Consider the following 18737-nt stretch of genomic DNA (forward strand, 5'->3'; position numbering starts at 1 on the left):
AGTTTTTTTGTGCTCAGAATAAGTCAGATGAGAGGAAAGGCAGATAAATTAACTACTTAAACTTCGAAATATTATTTTTTCAACATATGAAAAATTCACAATAAGAATCCATCCAGAACAAAACCCTGTAATACCTGTAATAAAGGTGGGGGAGGACGGCATGGTTTTCAACGTAGATTAATAGGAAGGTATTTTTAACTACGTTGGTTGATTTCACGCATGACGCTTGTTATGAAGCCTCAACATGATTAAGCGATATCAGTAGAGAGCTGAGAGCGTGACGATATATTTACATCGTTTCATGTAAAGTTTTATTAAGAAGAATTTAAAAAAAAGCCCCCTAGGGGCTTTTGGTTAGGTGGAGCGAATCGCACAGACTATGTGGCTCTAATCACTGCTTACTGACGAAAATCACTGTTCAATGGCTGGACGAGCGTGGTCGGAATTGTTTTGGAAGCACGGTTAACCTTACCATACGTAAGCTTGCGCCAGATCGATTCCATTGGCCCGATTTTGAAGCGTTTTAGCCACAGTGAGGCGAAAATTACGAGCACAACATACACAGCAATACTGAGTGTAAGTGTACCCATAGGTTTTATAGAACTAGCGAATCCAAATCCATATGGAAGCAGAAGCACGGTTCCAATGATGGAATGAAGGAGGTAACAGGTCAGCGACATACGTCCAACTTTGGTAAATACCATCAACGCTTTTCGGAGCGCAGGAACATACATAAACAGCATCGCGAGGCTGCTCATATAAAACATGCTTCCGGTTAAGTTCCCTTGTTGAGCCAGGATCATGAAAAGCTCCATCAAAAATGTATTTTCACTCGAAATAAGTGTATTCAGCATCGTACTTAACTGAGTAAGTATAAATGCACCCAAGCTAATGAACCAGATTCGCTTCCAAATCGATTGCTTTGTTTCCATGTTTGTGAAGAAGTCCATCTTTACAAAATACATACCGATCAGGAACATCAGGAACATGGAATAAACCGTAGAAAATGAACTTGCCGCCATCACGCCCATGTCTGCCCATCGTGCTACCAAGGAGTCCCAATAGGTAAGGCTGGTATGACTGGTTAATGTGAAATCGAAATAAGTTGGCATGTTCAAGGATGCAGTTCTCATCGCATTATAGATCATCATAAATATGGAAGCCAGAAATTGCATCGATATAAGAGCGATAATCCAGCGCAATATCGTTTTAGGAGTGCGAGCATAAAACGCGAGTAGAAGAAATCCGGCTACGGCGTAAAAAGTCAATATGTCGCCAACCCATATAAAGGTGATGTGCAATAAGCCGATACAGAATAGAATGATTAACCTGCGAGCAAAAAGTTTTCGAGGATGTTCTACGCGTTGTACAGCCCGATCCATAAAAATCATAAATCCAACACCAAACAGAAAAGAAAATAACGTAATGAATTTTCCTTCGGCGAATGTGGAAACCAAGCTGTGGACCAGATCGTTAGAATTCATATCAAATCCCTTCATCGAGTCTACGATCAAAAAGTAATTCACAATAATAATGCCGAGCATAGCAAATCCACGAACGATATCTAAAAAATGGACACGTTCTTTCAAACTCAGGGGTTGGGCAAGGTTCTCTTTTTTCACATTTTCATTCATAACATTTCTCCTATTCATTTTTATTTTTAGGCCGAGCGAGTCTTGGTGTGTATAAATACTGTTATTACCTTAAATAACTATACTGTCCGATTCTTAACAGTTTCTGAAGGATCGTTTTTTATTTAAAATTTGTGACGAATGTATGACAATTGATTGCATTCATAAATGGTTAAGATTTATGATTTATTGTATTACCTAAGAGTTGCCGAAGGACGATATATAGTGAGGATGCGTAATAACATCAGGAATTATGAGGTGAGTCAGATATGTCCCATCGGATATTAGTCGTAGAGGATGATCAGGATATTGGTGATCTATTAGAAGAGTCTCTTACAAGAGCGGGCAATGAAGTGTTAAGAGCCAGAGACGGACAGGGTGCGCTGCAACTCGTAGATAACGGCCTAGACTTGGTCATTTTGGATATCATGATGCCAGGGATCTCGGGGATCGAAACATGTGAGCAGATTAGAACCTATTCTAACGTTCCTATTCTGTTTTTAACTGCTAAATCGAGTACGCTGGATAAAACGGAAGGTCTTCTGGCAGGCGGTGATGATTATATGACAAAGCCATTTTCAGAAGCAGAGCTTCATGCCCGGGTCATCGCCCAACTACGAAGATACAAGATTTACAAGGAGAAAAAAGAGAGCGGAGATACTTTTCTTGTTGGGGGCAAATTAAAGGTCAATGAGCATTTTAATGAGGTCTCAAAAGAAGGACAACAGATCAAGCTTTCTGATCTGGAGTATCGCATCCTGAAGCTCCTGATGAGCAAACGAAACAAAATATTTTCTGCGCATAATATTTACGAGAGTGTCTGGGAACAGCCGTATTTTTATTCTTCAAATAATACAGTGATGGTACACATTCGCAAATTGCGTGCAAAGATAGAAGATGATCCGGCGCACCCGGTTTATGTCCTTACCGAATGGGGGAGAGGATATCGTTTTGGCACACCGTAAATTTACACTTACCAAAAAATTAGCTTTAATCATTTTGCTCGCGGCTACGGTAAGTGGTCTGATCTTTGTGACGATGCAGAAGGTCAGTAATGGGTTGATTGACAGATACCTTAACTCGGATGAATACTACAAAAGTGAGTCGGCTCAATCGATTGCGAAGTTTAGCCAATTTGTTAAGACGAATAATCTATCTTCAACTGATCGCAAGGCATTTGGGGAATGGGTGAAAAAAGAGAACTACATTATGCTCACCATCTACAAAGATCAAGTGTTGCAATATGATTCCAATTACTCGGTGGAAGATGAGTCAGGATATGGGGTAGAGCGGGAAACGCTATACGCTCAAAAGCATTCATTTTCAGTTATGTTTAGTGATGGAGAGGGGAGAGTAACGGTTGACGGATTTTTCTCATCCCGATATTACGATATCACCTTCACCCTGGAACTACTCGGCTCGACGTTAATCTTCCTGTTAATTGTACTGCTAGGCATTCGTCGGAGTCTCGCTTATCTAAGAACGATTCATGAGGAGATTCACATTCTTGAAGGTGGAGAGCTAAATTATGAAATGACGATTCGCGGTCACGATGAATTAGCCATGATCGCTGAAAGCATTGAGGAGCTCCGTAAAGCCTTTCTGGATAAGCTGGATGCGATTGAAACATTACAAGCGGAGAGTCGCAGTCTTGTCACCGAAATGTCTCATGATATGCGAACCCCGCTGACCTCTTTGATTATGTATTTGGAGTTTGCAAAGAAAGAACACAGTGAGTCCGTTTCAGACAAGGGCCGTTACATTACGAATGCATATGGAAAAGCCATCCAACTCAAAAAGCTTTCCGATGACTTGTTTGATTATTTCCTTTTGGATAAAGAGCAAGAGGAAGACCTCGAAAGCATTGCTGTGCAGGAGGCGATTTATGATCTGATATCCGATCAGATTGCCATTTTGCGCCAGGAGCAATTTAAAGTCCGCATTATGGGTGAACTGCCGCAAGTTTATATCACGGTGAATTTGGAGGAACTCGGGCGGGTCTTTGATAATATTCTGTCCAATCTGTTGAAGTATGCAGAACCCAAGGATGAAATCTGTATTACATTCAACTCGAATGCGGAGATATTTGAAATTCAACTGACCAACACCATCAAAATTGCAGAGGTTTCTCCGGAAAGTACAGGTCTGGGAGAGAGGATCATAAGCCGGATGATGAACCGTATGCAAGGGCAGTTTTCCAGGAGTCAAGAAGGAACCAGCTATCGTGTTGTGTTGAGTTTCAGTAAATCCAAGGTATAAAACTTGCTGTTGAAGTGAGTTTACATTTCAGATAAAAACACACAAGGGGTTTAATTACATCTGTGGAGGAATCAGAATGAACCCGATAGAGAAACCTATGAAAGGTACCTTATTTGCAACTCAATCTACGTTTACGTCACTTATGGCCACTTATCAATCGATGGTATGGAGACTGGCTTCGCGTTATTTCCGAGATCCGCAGGATCGAGATGATGTCGTGCAGGAGACATTCTTGCGGGTATATACGCATATTGAACAAATGAACAGCCAAAAGAATGTCGTAAACTGGATTTATACCATTGGGAGAAATGTATGCCTGGACGTTCTGCGCAAGAAAAAGAGACAGAGTCTTGCCACAACTGCGTTATATGTAGAGGATACAAAAACGTCTCCAGATGCTACATCTGATCTAATGTCCCGTGAACCTGGCCCTGAAGAAAGGCTGATTCAGAATGAGACTTCTTCCGAGTACAAACGTCGGATCAATGACGCATTTTATCAGATTCCAGGGAAGTGGAGGCACTACGTCTATCAGCGGTACTACTTGGAAATGACCATCAAAGACATCAGTGTATTGAATGATATACCTGAAAACACGGCCAAAACGTATCTCTTTCGAGGAAGAAAACATATGAAGCAACAGTTAATTGACATCACGTATTGAAACAGGAGACATGACAAATGAAAGATTTAATTACTAAATTTCAAAAAACACCATACATTCTACAAGCGCTTTTGAATATCTGCCTGTTCTTTCTGGCCTTAGCTTTAAGCGCACTGCTAATTAGTGAGACATGGTATATCGTACAAATTGTGTACCAGTCTTTTGTAACTCGTCAGGATAGCTACTATGAAATGTTATCCGAATTGCTCGTTTTCTTCTTGTACTTTGAATTTATCGCTTTAATTGTGAAGTACTTTAAATCTAATTTTCATTTTCCTCTTCGTTACTTTATTTATATTGGAATCACAGCGGTAATCCGATTAATTATTATAGATCATGATCAAGCAATGTCGACGTTCTGGTGGTCGTTGGCTATTTTGATCATGGTAGGTGCTCTTTTTATATCAAATCGACGGAATCCAGGAGCTCAGAAATATGAAAAAAGTGAAAGTGATCATTGATGGGAAAACGATAGGAAGCGTAGAGGATCTGCAGCGCATGGTTCAGACCGAATTTTCGCTGCAGCCCGCTCATTTTGAGAGTATGGATACCCTCTGGGAAGCGTTAGTATGGCATGTGCCAGTGCCAGTTACGCTGGAATGGATTCATTACAATGACAGCAGAGCCGCGATTGGACCTTACGCAGATCAACTGATGAACTTACTGTACGAGGTCGATGAACAGCTGGAGGAATTGTTTAGATTTACAGTGAAATTATAAAATTTCAATATATGAAAAATTCATAATAGTAAATCAAATATGCTCCATTGTTACGTTTCTGTACATCAAACAATCCCACTCCAGTCAACTCCGAGTAACGTATTAACGAACCTTCACATGCTGAGGTGAACGTCAATAGAAAAGCTGCTCCTTTCTCTATGAAAGGGCAGCTTTTTTTTCTAAACGCTTTATTTTAGTGAAAGAGACATAAAAAATTCGGAATTGTACATTTTAAGTGAGAGAAGGTAGAGGAGGAAACAAAATGAAAAAACAGCAGAAACATAAAGAGCAAATGCTAGGGTGGCTTAGCCTGGCGCTGTTTGGTGCGGGTTGTACTCTGGGCACTGGTTTTTTTCTCGGCTCCAGTTTGGCCATTCGCTGGTCCGGTTTTTTTGTGCTCGTTTTGCTTCTGCTTGCAGCAGTAGGAACATACTTTGTATACGGCGCATTGGCTGAGATGACTGCGAACGATCCCAAAGAAGGAGCGTTTAGAACCTATGCTAAAGAAACGTTTGGAACATGGGCGGGGTTTGGCAGTGGATGGATGTATTGGTCTTCTGAAATGCTGATTATGGGCAGCTCTCTAACAGCATTGGGGCTGTTTTCGCAGTTCTGGTTCCCTAAATTCCCATTATGGGCTTTCGTAGCTATCTATGCTTGTGTTGGCCTCTGCATTGCTGCGCTAGGTGCAAAGGGAATTACACAAACAGAAAATATATTGGCGGTAATCAAATTGGCAGCTACAGTCGCTTTTATTTTCATTGTTGGTGCGGCTTGTCTTCAATGGCTACCAATAGAGTTATCAATCGCTCCGTCTGTGAATCATAACCAATGGCTACCTCAGGGTATCCGAGGTGCTTGGAGCGGATTTATCTATGCTTTTTTTGCATTTGCGGGAATCGAGGTTATGGGTTTGATGGCCGCCAGGCTAAAAGAGCCGAAAGATGCAATGAAGTCAGGTCGAGTTATGTTATTCTCCGTTAGTGCTTTGTACATTATCTCGATAGCTCTGATTCTGCTGCCTGCCAACCAAGTGACTGCGGATGAAAGTCCGCTCGTCAAAGCCATGTCATCCATCGGATTACACGTTGTTGTACATATTATGAATGGAGTGTTGATTATTGCTGGATTTTCAACAATGGTTGCTTCCTTATATGCGATTACTTCCATGCTTGTGAAGCTAGGTAAAGACGGTGATGCGCCATCTATATTTACCAAAACGATGGGCAAAAAGAAGATACCGATCTATGCTTTGATTTGCACAGCAGCAGGTTTGATTCTGTCTACGTTAATGGCTTTATGGTTGCCGAAAACATTATTTGAATATATCACAACGGCAGGAAGCCTTGTTCTGATGTATACCTGGCTTCTCATCTGTGTGACATATATTTGCAAAATCAAACCTGCCAAATGGGGAATGATCAAAGCCTGTATTGCCATTCTCCTAATTATAGTCGCTGTGGCAGGTACGGCATTGGAAAAAACCAGTAGAATTGGTCTGCTGGTTAGTATTGGACTCGTGCTGCTTTTATCTGTTGTAACCTATATCGTGCATAAGCATCGGCTGAGAAAACTAACATCATAAACGAAGTGCAATCAGCTTGCTGTCAGTGTTGTTATGTTTATTTTTTACGCATAAAAGGGCACTTGGAGATGGTTTGCTCATCGTCCGGCAAAAAGTACTGTTTCCATTCCAAATTATCCTTTTGCCCGTACCACATAAGTGAGGGGTGAGCAGGAGCAGTATCATACTCGGCTAATCGTTTGCGAATCAACGTTTTCATCTTACGACCAAGCGAAGTTTCGTCGTTTATGGCTTCAAATACCCAGCGGGGTTGAAAAGCTAGCATGAAAAATGGGAAATGACGGCTTTTTCTCTGAAGATGAGCGGGAGTAGCACAAAAACAAAAATACGGTTCTCCGTTAAAACAAAACTCCCAGGAAGCATCGTTTGGTTCCTTTGAAATATGATCGGGCCATGGGGAAGAGTCATGCGTGGTCGTGCGACTCAGCACTTGCCAGAATAAAGTTTGATACTGCTCTACGCTTGTATGTTCTTTCATGTCAGATGGAGTCTCACATATAACTACAAGGGAGGCATAAAGACCCGTTTCACGTGAGACAGCACCGTATTGCTGAAGTATGCTCGCCAACTCTTTAGAGGCTCTATGGAGACGTGGGTCTGAAATAAAAGCATATCTTAAATGGCCTGACAAAAATCCGATACGGCCAGGAACACATGGATACGTATTTTCTTCATCTGCAATCATGTTAGAAAACTGTGTGAAAGACTCTTGCTGCCAGGAAGGAAGCTGTTCGAAAATCTGTTTTAACTCCTCAGCACTATACAATTCCAACATACGGTTACAACTCCTTTTGATTTAATCCCTAATAATGTATTAAATCAAAAGGAGTTGGGTGACTGTCTATGCGAACACTGATTTAGAAAAATATAAAACGGATTGCTTCAAATGCAAAATAAATCCCGAACCCAATCAAACTAATCCCTGAGATAACAGATACCCAGTAAAGAATTAATTCATTGTTTTGTTTGTGAAAACGGCTTGCCATAAAGGCCATAATAACATCCCAAATTAAAATGCCGATGAAAATGCCAGAGCTGTAAAGCAATATATCAGCCATGTTGCTATGTTTTATTGCAGAGGTAAGAACTGAGCCGTAAATGCCAAGCCAGAATAAAATATTTAATGGATTGGATAGCGCCATTAGAAATCCAGTGATGAAGGAATGGTGTATTTTTGATTCTACCATGGTGCTGTCCTTGATGTCTTGTCTTAATTTGGTCAATGTTTCTATGCCAGTATAGATCAAAATGAAGCTGCCAAATGACCACAAAAAAGCTTGCATAAACGGAGTATTCAAAAAGTGAGCGATACCAAAATAAATGAAAAGCATGTACACCAAATCCGCAAACATGGCACCTATTCCCAGCACCCAAGCATGCATAAATCCATGACGTGCTCCGCGATCTAATTGTGCAGCATTGATAGGGCCAACAGGTGCGGATAAGGATATCCCGAGAAAAATATAACTGAATAGCACCGACATAAACAAAATCACTCCTCAACAGATGCATGGAATAACATGTACTGTTCAACGTAAGGCATGTACAAGTCATCCTATTCCTGTAAGGAGTGTATTAGAACAAATCAAGTCACATTATTTAACGTTACTCACGTCTAGTTGAACGGGTGTACAGTGATAACCATTACAGGCACTTTCCTCACATGGACATGCCGAAATAGCAATTGTCAGGTCTTGCAAAGCCTCCATCTCAACATAATCGCCTGCACGGGAATCAGGTGTCATCACAGCGATGTTACCACTCTCATCCATCGTTGTTTTCATAAAAAGATTAAATGGATAATGCTGATTTGGTGGCATAATGCCTAAGGGACCGAGGGCTTCATTCAGGTTTTGGTAACAACTGGCATGATTAATTTTACCATATAACAGCTCGTACATTTCAGGACGGCAAGCCGAGTTGAAAAAATCATGTGCCCCAACGGTATCTTTTATTATGGTTAATAAAGGTTTATACCGATTAGAGTATAAAGTTTGTCCAGGTTTAATACGACAGGTTCGTAAAACATCCATCGTTACACCAGGATCAAGACGGTGATTCATATCATCGGTATCAAATGCTACAAAATCAACAACTTGTTGACCTTCCAAATCTGTGACTCTCAGAATAGAGCCTTTGGAAACAACTAGTCCATACCCAGTTTTGGCTGGTATTACATAAGATTGCTTGTTTTTTTGCAAACTACTCATACGTTCACGCACCTCCTGTAATCTTGCTTTCAGTATGTGAAAAGAGAGGACAATTCATTCATATTCTAACCTAACGGAAAGAAGTTATTTCATGCACTCAGGATCGTGTTTTATCTATTTTATATATTCAATTTCAAGTAGTTGTATCGGGAGTACATCTAATGGGTTAATAAAGTTCCGCCTTCGGGCGAGCATCTTTTTCCATACATAGATCGACTATTAATAGCAGAGGGGTTGAGACATATGTAAGATCTCCCGCAACTTTGTTAATACTTGCGCCGATCAGTTAAAGAGTAGGGAGATGATTTAACCATGGAGCAATACAAAGGACAGGTGATCGTATCTAGCGAAAAGCAATTCGTGTACCGTGACTCTGAAAACAGAGGACATGTGCAACTGCCGAATATGGTGGTCTCTTGTTTGGAATTATCGGACACGTCTAAGATAGCCTACGGCGTGATATCCAAGTACGTTTTTGAGAACGGAAGAGAAGCATTCCCTGCCGTATCACGAATTGCCATGGCTTGCAACTGCACCAAGAAAACAGCAATCAAGTATATTGATGAACTTTGTGAGAAGGGATTCATCCTGAAGGAACGTAACGGTAATCGGAAGACGAACTCCTACTATCTGATGGACATAGACAAGATTGACCATTTACATGTATCCGAAATGTTCTGGCGGTGTGTAAATTCCGTGTACAAAGAAGTTGAGGTTTGCCTATACGAAGATGTATATGAAGGCTTTATTAAGATGCTTGAGAAGCTTAAAAAAGAGGGTGTCATCTTTCGGGAAATTCCTGTCGATGCTGAGACTGAATCACATATACGCGAGACCCTTTTAAGCAGGGTGAAGAGGGAAGGTGACGATATGTTCAGCCCGCCGTACGGTGGAAAGGCGAAGCCTGATATCTCCGACCAACATGCGGCAAAGGAAGTAATGAGAAACCCCCTAAGCGGCACTGTCGAAAAATCGGACAACTTTTGGGGAGGGAAAGGCAGGTTCTCCCTGCCTGAAGACATCGACCGATGGAAGAACGACAACTTCGTTCAGTACTTCTATGAGAAGTTTATTGATGCTACAGGTAGAACGCACGAAACCGCCCGAAGTAAACACCGTGGAATGATTGGGCGCTTGCTCAAGAATGTTGACGGCAATAAGGCGCTAATGAAGTTAAGAATGGATGCCTTTTTCCAAATTGGATACGATCATCAATCCCTTGAGTGGTTCTGTACCTCAGGACGGGCGGCAGAGATTGATTTGTTCCTTGAGCAAGGCAAGAAACCGTTCTATATCGCGGAACAAGAGAAGAAGGAAATGGTTCAAACTACCGTACAGACCAAGAGCGGCATGTCTGCTGAGGACTTCCTGAAGAGGATTAAAGGAGGTAATTAATGAGTATATTGACTGGAACAACGACAGAACTGTTTAGCACATGTGAAACCTGTGTGGTAAAGGACTGGTGCAAACTTCGTAGCGGTGAAGTGAAGTTGCCGCCCCAGCATACGCTCACCTATTGTGTGGGATACGACAAATTGGAAAAGGCTATAGGCTTGGCTAAAATCCCCAAGGAGTACCGTACTGCCAACCTGCACAACTATGTTGAGGATGCGGACAACACTGACTTTGCAACGATTCTAAAGGACTTGTTATCTAATTCGGTAGGCTTTGTCACTTCAGGTACGAACCTTGCCTTGATTAACCGGGGTAAAGGTACAGGTAAATCATGGACAGCCAATGCCGTTCTTAATGAGTTTATTTACAAAGTTTGTCGTGACCCACAATGGTTTGATTATGAAACTCCTGTGGGAATGTATGTAAAATTTGGGGCTTGGGCTAACCGTCAGAGGGATATTTACACTCGTAATGACGAGAAGTTTACCTACGAAGCCCACCGAGAACTCAACCAGATGAATAACGTTCCGTTACTGATACTGGATGATATCGGAAGCGGTCGAATCACCCCAATCATTCGAGACCTTATCTATGATGTTATTGACTTCCGTAAAGAAGAACAGAAGAGTACAATTTTTACAAGTAATTTCCCTGATTCGATATTACGTCAAGATGACATGCTTGGAGACATGATTGTATCTCGAATGCTTTACAATACGATGGTCATTCCGTTGGGCGGCAGAGACAGAAGAGAAGATAATACCTACAAATACTAAATTTAAGTAGATCGTTTGTTGATGTGTGTAGTGAAGACATACATATTATCGAGCTATTTGCAAACAACATAGTTGAATGAGACTCCATATATGTTGTTATACAGCTCATAACAGCCCAGTACGAACTTAGAGAAGCAAGGGAAAACAGCACAACGGAGCACCGATCAGACAACGTAGTTGCGCTGATCGCGTGACCTACCTCAAGAACAGTCGCTACATGAAAAACCGTAGGGCGTTTCGTAAAGGACTCACCGAATGCAATTACTTTTCTAATTGTATTCGGTGAGTCCTTTCTTATTTCTGAAACATACCAATTATTTACCAATGGAAGAAGTGATCGATGAGGGAAATGAAGTCACATAGAGCCTTAGCTGGAAGCCCTCCGCACCTTTTTCCGTACATGACTCGACTACTAAGAGTGTAATCGGAAATTGGGAGGGAACACAATGGCGGCAATCGAAGAACTTCAGCTACTCAACCACGTCCTAAACGTCAAAGAGTGGGGCGTTGTCGAGGATGCAGGAATTACTGAGGGCTATTTTCAGGTACACAAAGACACCTTCGAGTACGTCAAAGGCTTCAAAAAGAACAATGGATACCTGCCAACCATAGAAACGGTAATGAACAAATTTGATACGTTTGAGCTAGTGGAATTGGAAAACATCGACCACGTTGTGCGAGCTATGAAGGAGGACTTTCTTTATAGGGAGTTCAAACCGATACTGGTATCTGCTTCGGAGACTTTCGCCAAAAAGGAAACGACAGCGGCTATTCAACAACTTCAGATGGAAGCAGGAAGATTTCTGAAGTCTATCGGCTCAACCGGCCAGGGCTACTCCTACATCAAGAACGCTCAAGAACGTCTCGATGCTTATAACAAAATCCACGGTAAGGCACAAGATGAAATTATAGGAATGACTACTGGATTCAAACCGCTTGATTTAGCGACCAACGGACTAGAATACACAGATGGGGCGGTCGATTACTTCCTAGTGTTCGCGCCAACAAACATGGGGAAAACCCTAATATCATCCTTTATGATGTCAGCGGCATGGAACAGTACATTAGATGATGACTATCCAGCCTACTTCGCCTTGGAGCAAAGAGCGTCAGAAATTGCCCATAACTGGGATAACACACTCGCCAAAGTGTCACGCCTAGCTTTAACACGCGGTACGCTCTCTAACGAAAAGCGAGAAGCTTATGCGGAGTTTATTGACCGCCTTAAGCAGAAGAAAAAAGACATGGCGATTTACGACCTTAAGAGTAACGGTGGCAAGCCTTACACGCTTGACGAAATCCACCGGATACTCGAACGAGAAGGTCACAATCGTTGGACACTCGACCAATTATCCAAGTTACGACTTACCTCACGGAGTAGTGGCGATCTTAGACAGCGCCTGTTTGATGTATCGGCAGGAGTTCGAGACTTAATTCTCGATACTGGTAAGCCCGCAATAGTTGTCGCACAAGCGAACCGCGATGCCCTTAAGAAAGTAAAGAGAGACATTACGGAGAACGTAGATGCGGGAGACATTGGAGAAACCTTCGCCATCGTACAGGATGCTTCAAAGGGCATCTCTATCGTAAAAGTGAGTGACAACACCTTTAAAATCCTGGTCATAAAAAATCGTGAAAATGCAAGCGGGCAATCGTTCCTTGTGCGCTATGACTTCGACTCTGGTATCGTCTCCATCCTGGATGACTCCATTGGCGAACAATACTTCTAAGAGAGAGGGAGGGACTTAGCCCATGCGGGTACAACGTTATCTTAACTCTGGTAGCTTAGAGGCGTATAGGGAGGGTAAGGAGGTAACGGCTCCTGCGAATATGTTCCAAACTTTTTCAATGTTCATGAGGATGAGGCAGAAATCTACCCTCCCGGTTTCGTCCAGCTATGGGGGAAAAGGAAGTGATTAATCTCTCTCTCAAACAAGAGAATCCAAATATAGAGATTCTTGAATCCTTGCATATTGATCCTGAAGAGTTAACAGATGAGCTCAGGTTCTCTTATCAGCATCTCTCGAAGGTTCTAAGTAACCCTAAAGCATTCACAGGACTGAATGATACAGGTGAATGGGTCATGAGTTGCTGTCCGTTACACGCCGAAACAAGGGCATCTTTTGGCATCTCTAAAGAACCGCCCTATCACTGTAACTGCTTTTTTTGTGGCTACTTAGGAACAATAGACACCTTAATAGAGAGCGCTCTTGATATGGATGAAGGAGAAGGCATTAAAGTTTTGCTTTCTACCTATATCATCGAGGAACAACGAAGAACGTTCGATATGGTTGACTTCATAGATAATCGCAGGAACAAGTACGTTATCCCCCACCTTGAAGAGAGCGTTCTAACTAGCATGAAAGATTCGAGGGCTAGTAATGAACTACTCTATCAGACTGGCATGAATTACATGCGTTCTAGGGGATTTAACGACAGAACCCTTGAAACCTACGAAATCTGTGTTGACACTGCAACTGAGACGCTTGTATTCCCTCAGAGGACAAGATCCGGAAAACTCCGTTTTGTGCAGAAGAGGAAGATAGGCAACAGTTATCACGGTACTAAGTTCATTAATGAAGGCAGTGCGATAAAGAAAGATATTGTTTTTGGTCTGCATTTCATTAACAAACTTAGAACCACGAAACACCGAATTAGACGAGTCAGGATGGTTGAATCACCTACCGACTGTATGTCCAACTATCAGGTGGATATCCCCGCAATCTCAATAAACGGATGTATCCTTTTTACAAATCAAATTAGGGAGTTACAGCTGGCTGGCATCGAGGAGATTGATTTGATGCTAGATAACGATAAAGCCGGCGAGAAGGGAATGAAAGAAGCCGCAATCTTACTGGATAGGGCAGGGTTCATCGTGAACCGTGTACGCTATCCTAGCTTTCCTGCGCTCAAAGACAGCAATGATCTGCTTAATGCTTGTTTACTACACCGTCTCGAAACCTACAACGTGAACCTGATTGGGTCAATGTTCAATTAGGAAAAATTCTTTTCAAAATTAATCACATCTTAATCAGACGAGGCAACAACCACTGATATTACTGGGAACACATTATACATGGAACCGTTGGAGGAATATTAACCATGACAACGCAAACAACTATAGCAAACTTCGATATAGAGTCCTTAACACCTATCTTCAAATTTATACTGAAAGGTGTGAGAAGTGAGGACCGTGAAGAAGTCCAATCAGAAGCCGTTCTTCGTATTCTTACAGCCATCGACAAAGGACAAGTTAAGAAAGATATATTCACATTCTCTCATACTGTTGTTCAACGTGCAGTATTTGACTACTACCGCAAAAACAACCGAATGATTAACAAAAACAGCACCTATGTTCATTTTTGCGATGGGGCAGATGAAGAACATGGTTCGACTATCGATTATTTCTCTTACGCAACTGAAGAGATAGGTTATGGTCTGTCTGACGTAAAAACGGATTACTTGAACAACCTCTGTATGTTCACACCGCAACAACGTCGAATCATTGATTTCATGCTCTTCACAGAGGAAGGGATAGATATGAAACCAACAGAGATTTCTAACTTGCTTGGCTTGAACAAGTCTCATGCTTCCCGTGCGATGAACACGTTAAAAAAGTTATGTCAGGAGTAACACCCTAATTTAATTGCCTTATAAAGTATACATAAATTATTAGTAAAAGAGTGCTCAGGAGTTTTTGGTTTCAATATTTCTTTATTTTAAAGTATAACATACTTTACCTTAAAATCCCTTAACTTTTCATATATATATATGTTTCAAATTTCTCATAGAAACATTTTACAACTGGCACTTAGGGTAAGTCAACACACTATGTTGTAAAACAACGTAATTAAAACAAGTTTTATAACAAATGAGTAGTTGAAGCAAATGACACAGATTTCTAAAGGTATACATCCACTACTGATATTAAAGAAGAAATATTAAAAGAAAATTAAATATCCTTACATATATCTATATCGTATCCAATTTCTTGAAAATCCATTCTCTCCTTTTTAAGAAGATCGAACGACTTACATTAAGAGGTCAGCGAACCTCAAATACAAAATACATTTGGAGGAAACACATGATGTCTAACACAGTAGTTCGTGGTCTTGGAGCAATTCTATCTGGCGGTGCAGATTTTATTACTTTCGGAGAGGGAAAGCCGATGACTATGCTTTTCATTGACTGGTTTGAAGACCTGCTCGGTATCCGTGAGCACTATGAAGCGGCTCTCACACCTAAATACATTCGTTGCCCCGGCAAAGACATTTGCCCACTTTGCAAAGCAAATCCTTCCAAATATCCTGCATTGCGGATTAAGTTCCGTGTGTATGACCCTGTAGATAAGAGAGTCAAATTCGTCTCTCTGGCTAAATCTCACGTTCAAAAATTGAACCAAGAATTCAATTTTGACGAGTGCGACCCTACTAAGAACTTTGTGACCCTTTACCGCACTGGTAAAGGGGCTTCCGACACTGCCTACAGTGCCCGCCGCTATGTTACAAACCCTGAAGCCGGAAAACCTGCTCTGGACTTCCCGACGCAAGAATTAATCGACCAGATGCCTGATATTACACCCCAAGTAACACCACATAGCCCAGACGAGATTGCAGATTTCATGCAAACGTTGGTAGCAGGTGCCCAGACTAAACCTAACGTTTATAATCCAACATCACAAGGTGGTCAGTCAGCCTACGAGCAACAAGAAGTACCCGCAACACAACGCAAACTTCCATTCTAATCTGTAATGACGTGAGGGGCTAAAATGCCCCTCATTGTTAAATTTCTCTATTTATATACGACAGTCAATAATATTCATCACAAAATTAATTTTATTTCGATATGGAGGGGGCATTGTGTCAGATAACGAAGTCATAAACATTATAGCTAAGGGCGAAAAAAAGTCTGCCCGAACCATACGCACTAAGAACACAGAAATAGTTAAAAAGGCGAAGAAACTCACTAAGAAAGAACAGAAAATCTTAGACATTGAAGCATCAATTGTCATGCCTGACAATTACACGCTCATCAACACTCCTGAGTTACTTCAGCGATTAGTCAACTACTATAAAGCATATAAAACGATGTATCAAGGCGATGCCTTTGTCTATCTCGACACTGAAACTTATGGACTAAACAACTGGCGGGACAGTTTAATCTCAATTTCCATAGGTTTTGAATCAGAAGAGTATTTTAACATACCCATGCGCCCTTTTCTTCATGAAATGTCGATCAATGTTGAATCTTTGTCATTCAATGAGGTATCAAACGCCCTTAAACCACTGTTAGAAGCAGAAGAGATGATCGTCATGGCAAACGCAAAGTTCGATATTCATGCGCTCAAAAATTGGGCAGATATTGACATTACGTTTAATATTCATTGGGACACGATGATTATGGGCGGATTGTTAAACGAAAATAAACCAAAAGGTCTGAAAGAATGGTATAACTCTTACGCTCTTCCTTGGCTAATCGAGCTGGGCAAATTGAGCCAAGATGAACTTAGTCGTCCGACTTTTAAATTCGTTAGTATGTTCGACAAGATTCCATTCGATAGTATACCTCACAGGCTTGCTAACTACTATGCTTGCCATGACGTATTCATGACTCATTGGGTGTTCAGATATCAAAAAAGCATTGTGGAAAATCCATCTTTTGGACTAGACGGAGTTTACCGTCTTTTTCGAGAAGTTGAGATGCCATTGCTGGCTGTTTTTGCTACAGCAGAACGACGTGGAGTAGAGCTAGACTCCAAGTTTCTTAAGGATATTATTGGTAAAGTTCTACAAGAGAAATTGTACGAACTTGAGACAGATATTTTCACCGTCTTAGGCGGCACCATTACTCTTGTGAAGTCACGAACTCGACAGCGACAGGGGATTAAGTTTAAGGAAGAGTATGGAGTAGTGGAAGAGTTTAACCTAGGTTCTCCCGCACAACTAGCTAGCAAACTATATGTAGAGCATAAGATTCTTGAGGCTGAAATGGTTTACGACAAAGACCTGAAGCGTAAAGTACCTAAAATGTCTACAAGTAAGAAGGTACTTACTAGGAATAAGAAGGTAACGGTGACTATTGGTGATAAGACTCACAGAATTATCGACTATATTCTGGAATACCGTGGGCTGTCGAAGCTAATTGATGCGTTTTGTAATAAGCTTCCTGACGATACGATAGAGGGAATCATCCACTGTTCCTACAACCAACTGGTAAGGACTGGACGTGTTTCTTGTTCTGCACCAAACCTTCAGCAAATCCCATCAAAATTTGACCTGATTCGCTACGCCTTCCGTGCCCCTAGCGGGAGACTGCTGGTCAGCGGAGACTTCTCGCAACAGGAATTGCGCTGGTTGGCTATCTTTACTCAGGAACAAACCCTCATTGATATTTTCCGGCTAGGGCTTGATATGCACAGTAGGGTAACGTGCCAGATTCACAGCTTCGACTATGATATGTTTGAGACGATTCGGAGTTACAAGGGAGATTCAGAAGAAGAGACCAGCACCAACGTAGATGAAGCGATTACGAAGTATGCAGGTTCTCAGGAACTTATCTTTGCAATAACTTACCTGAACAATAAAGAGCAGGGCGCTAACTCTTCTACTACGGAGATTGTTCGTCCGACTATTGAACGCCTTGCCGCATTTTTTGAGTTACTTCGAAAGAAAACCAAGTCCGTAGTATTTGGTGTAATTTACGGTATTACGGAGCTGGGCTTAAGTGACCAAATTGAATCCAGTAAAGAGGAAGCAAAGGAACTGATTGACGGCTTTAAGTCATCCATGCCTAACTATCTTATGTGGGAAGCAACAACCCACAAAGAGGTCATGGAGAAGGGGTACATTGAGACTGTTCTTGGACGTAAACGCAGATTCGGTGAGACTATCGCTGAAGCTAAACAGGAGGATATGTGGAAGCGTTCTGGATGGCACTGGAAAATTGAAAAGTGCAAGCGGCAGAGTTGTAACTCCAAAATCCAAGGCTCAAGCGCTGACCAATCCAAGAAGGCAATGGTGGAACTGTTCTACCCTAAAAGACCAGACGGAACGACATGCTTTAACCGTCGTGAGTGGGTAATCAATGGCTATGTGTCTCAACTTGAGAAGGATGATATCCACCTTGTCCTTCAGGTGCACGACGAGTTGATTTTCGACGCCCCTGAGACCGTTGACCCTGCCGTACTAAAGGCGATTACAGATACTATGGCTAATGTTATCCCTAACGATGCAGGAGTCCAATTCAAATCCGATATCGAGGTATCTCCCTATTGGGGTGGCAACTTCTCTCAAGAGCAAATCCGTCTTATGGGCGAAGGTGCCTTGGATTGGAGAGAGATCTTCGAGGAAGAGGTTAAGAAGAAGCTTTCCAAGTTCGGTATTGAGTATGAAGTCGGTATGTTTACTGATAAGGATGACGAAGAGGAAGAAGAGGAGGCCGTTTAATAACGGCTTCTTTGTTAGTATCTAAGTTGAGTACCATATATTGTAGATAAAG

The 18737-nt window shown here is 41.7% G+C and carries 17 protein-coding genes; 13 read left to right on the forward strand and 4 right to left on the reverse strand.

Translation table 11 applies throughout. The features are described from left to right. Positions 1 to 398: 398 nt before the first annotated feature. Positions 399 to 1634: a DUF418 domain-containing protein gene (locus ACR8BL_RS00605; protein WP_434750804.1), complete on the reverse strand. Its 1236-nt coding sequence runs from the start codon at positions 1632 to 1634 to the stop codon at positions 399 to 401. A gap of 266 nt (positions 1635 to 1900) precedes the next feature. Between ACR8BL_RS00605 and ACR8BL_RS00610 the strand changes: the two genes are divergently transcribed. The 6 genes from ACR8BL_RS00610 (at position 1901) to ACR8BL_RS00635 (ending at position 6859) form a co-directional block, all read left to right on the forward strand. Further along, positions 1901 to 2596: a response regulator transcription factor gene (locus tag ACR8BL_RS00610; RefSeq protein WP_434750805.1), complete on the forward strand. Its 696-nt coding sequence runs from the start codon at positions 1901 to 1903 to the stop codon at positions 2594 to 2596. After that, the gene (locus ACR8BL_RS00615; RefSeq protein WP_434750806.1) at positions 2583 to 3890 is read left to right on the forward strand and encodes a HAMP domain-containing sensor histidine kinase; all 1308 of its coding nucleotides are present in this window, start codon (positions 2583 to 2585) and stop codon (positions 3888 to 3890) included. Before ACR8BL_RS00610 ends, ACR8BL_RS00615 begins: the two co-directional genes overlap by 14 nt. A 76-nt stretch (positions 3891 to 3966) precedes the next feature. Further along, the gene (locus ACR8BL_RS00620) at positions 3967 to 4554 is read left to right on the forward strand and encodes an RNA polymerase sigma factor (RefSeq protein ID WP_434758305.1); all 588 of its coding nucleotides are present in this window, start codon (positions 3967 to 3969) and stop codon (positions 4552 to 4554) included. Positions 4555 to 4571: 17 nt separating this feature from the next. Continuing rightward, positions 4572 to 5015 carry a phosphate-starvation-inducible protein PsiE gene (gene psiE / locus ACR8BL_RS00625; protein ID WP_434750808.1) on the forward strand — a complete coding sequence of 148 codons (444 nt, stop codon included), beginning with the start codon at positions 4572 to 4574 and terminating at the stop codon, positions 5013 to 5015. After that, complete coding sequence (locus ACR8BL_RS00630; protein WP_434750809.1) at positions 4990 to 5274, forward strand: barstar family protein; 285 nt, start codon at positions 4990 to 4992, stop codon at positions 5272 to 5274. Before psiE ends, ACR8BL_RS00630 begins: the two co-directional genes overlap by 26 nt. Positions 5275 to 5536: 262 nt before the next feature. Further along, a complete protein-coding gene (locus tag ACR8BL_RS00635) occupies positions 5537 to 6859 on the forward strand; it encodes an amino acid permease (protein ID WP_434750810.1) in 1323 nt (440 codons plus the stop codon). Between the two features lie 37 nt (positions 6860 to 6896). Here the strand turns inward: ACR8BL_RS00635 and ACR8BL_RS00640 are convergent, their stop codons facing one another. From ACR8BL_RS00640 to ACR8BL_RS00650, 3 genes are all read right to left on the reverse strand, one after another. Further along, complete coding sequence (locus ACR8BL_RS00640; RefSeq protein ID WP_434750811.1) at positions 6897 to 7634, reverse strand: YqcI/YcgG family protein; 738 nt, start codon at positions 7632 to 7634, stop codon at positions 6897 to 6899. A gap of 82 nt (positions 7635 to 7716) precedes the next feature. Continuing rightward, complete coding sequence (locus ACR8BL_RS00645) at positions 7717 to 8343, reverse strand: LysE family transporter (RefSeq protein ID WP_434750812.1); 627 nt, start codon at positions 8341 to 8343, stop codon at positions 7717 to 7719. Between the two features lie 111 nt (positions 8344 to 8454). After that, on the reverse strand, positions 8455 to 9069 hold the full coding sequence (locus tag ACR8BL_RS00650; RefSeq protein ID WP_434750813.1) for a DUF1989 domain-containing protein: 615 nt from the start codon (positions 9067 to 9069) through the stop codon (positions 8455 to 8457). Positions 9070 to 9489: 420 nt separating this feature from the next. Between ACR8BL_RS00650 and ACR8BL_RS00655 the strand changes: the two genes are divergently transcribed. The 7 genes from ACR8BL_RS00655 (at position 9490) to ACR8BL_RS00685 (ending at position 18685) form a co-directional block, all read left to right on the forward strand. Continuing rightward, entirely contained in the window at positions 9490 to 10464 is a 975-nt protein-coding gene (locus ACR8BL_RS00655; protein WP_434750814.1) for a helix-turn-helix domain-containing protein, read from the forward strand. Beyond that, positions 10464 to 11240 (forward strand): ATP-binding protein, encoded by a 777-nt coding sequence (locus ACR8BL_RS00660; protein ID WP_434750815.1) that lies wholly within the window; start codon positions 10464 to 10466, stop codon positions 11238 to 11240. Before ACR8BL_RS00655 ends, ACR8BL_RS00660 begins: the two co-directional genes overlap by 1 nt. Before the next feature lie 446 nt (positions 11241 to 11686). After that, positions 11687 to 12970 carry a DnaB-like helicase C-terminal domain-containing protein gene (locus ACR8BL_RS00665; RefSeq protein WP_434750816.1) on the forward strand — a complete coding sequence of 428 codons (1284 nt, stop codon included), beginning with the start codon at positions 11687 to 11689 and terminating at the stop codon, positions 12968 to 12970. 167 nt (positions 12971 to 13137) lie between these two features. Further along, the gene (locus ACR8BL_RS00670) at positions 13138 to 14238 is read left to right on the forward strand and encodes a toprim domain-containing protein (protein WP_434750817.1); all 1101 of its coding nucleotides are present in this window, start codon (positions 13138 to 13140) and stop codon (positions 14236 to 14238) included. 104 nt (positions 14239 to 14342) lie between these two features. Continuing rightward, positions 14343 to 14873: a sigma-70 family RNA polymerase sigma factor gene (locus ACR8BL_RS00675; RefSeq protein WP_434750818.1), complete on the forward strand. Its 531-nt coding sequence runs from the start codon at positions 14343 to 14345 to the stop codon at positions 14871 to 14873. Between the two features lie 451 nt (positions 14874 to 15324). Next, positions 15325 to 15984 (forward strand): hypothetical protein, encoded by a 660-nt coding sequence (locus ACR8BL_RS00680; RefSeq protein ID WP_434750819.1) that lies wholly within the window; start codon positions 15325 to 15327, stop codon positions 15982 to 15984. A gap of 115 nt (positions 15985 to 16099) precedes the next feature. After that, complete coding sequence (locus ACR8BL_RS00685; protein WP_434750820.1) at positions 16100 to 18685, forward strand: DNA polymerase; 2586 nt, start codon at positions 16100 to 16102, stop codon at positions 18683 to 18685. Positions 18686 to 18737: the final 52 nt, after the last annotated feature.

Source organism: Paenibacillus amylolyticus (genome assembly GCF_051136285.1).
Classification (GTDB): domain Bacteria; phylum Bacillota; class Bacilli; order Paenibacillales; family Paenibacillaceae; genus Paenibacillus; species Paenibacillus amylolyticus_F.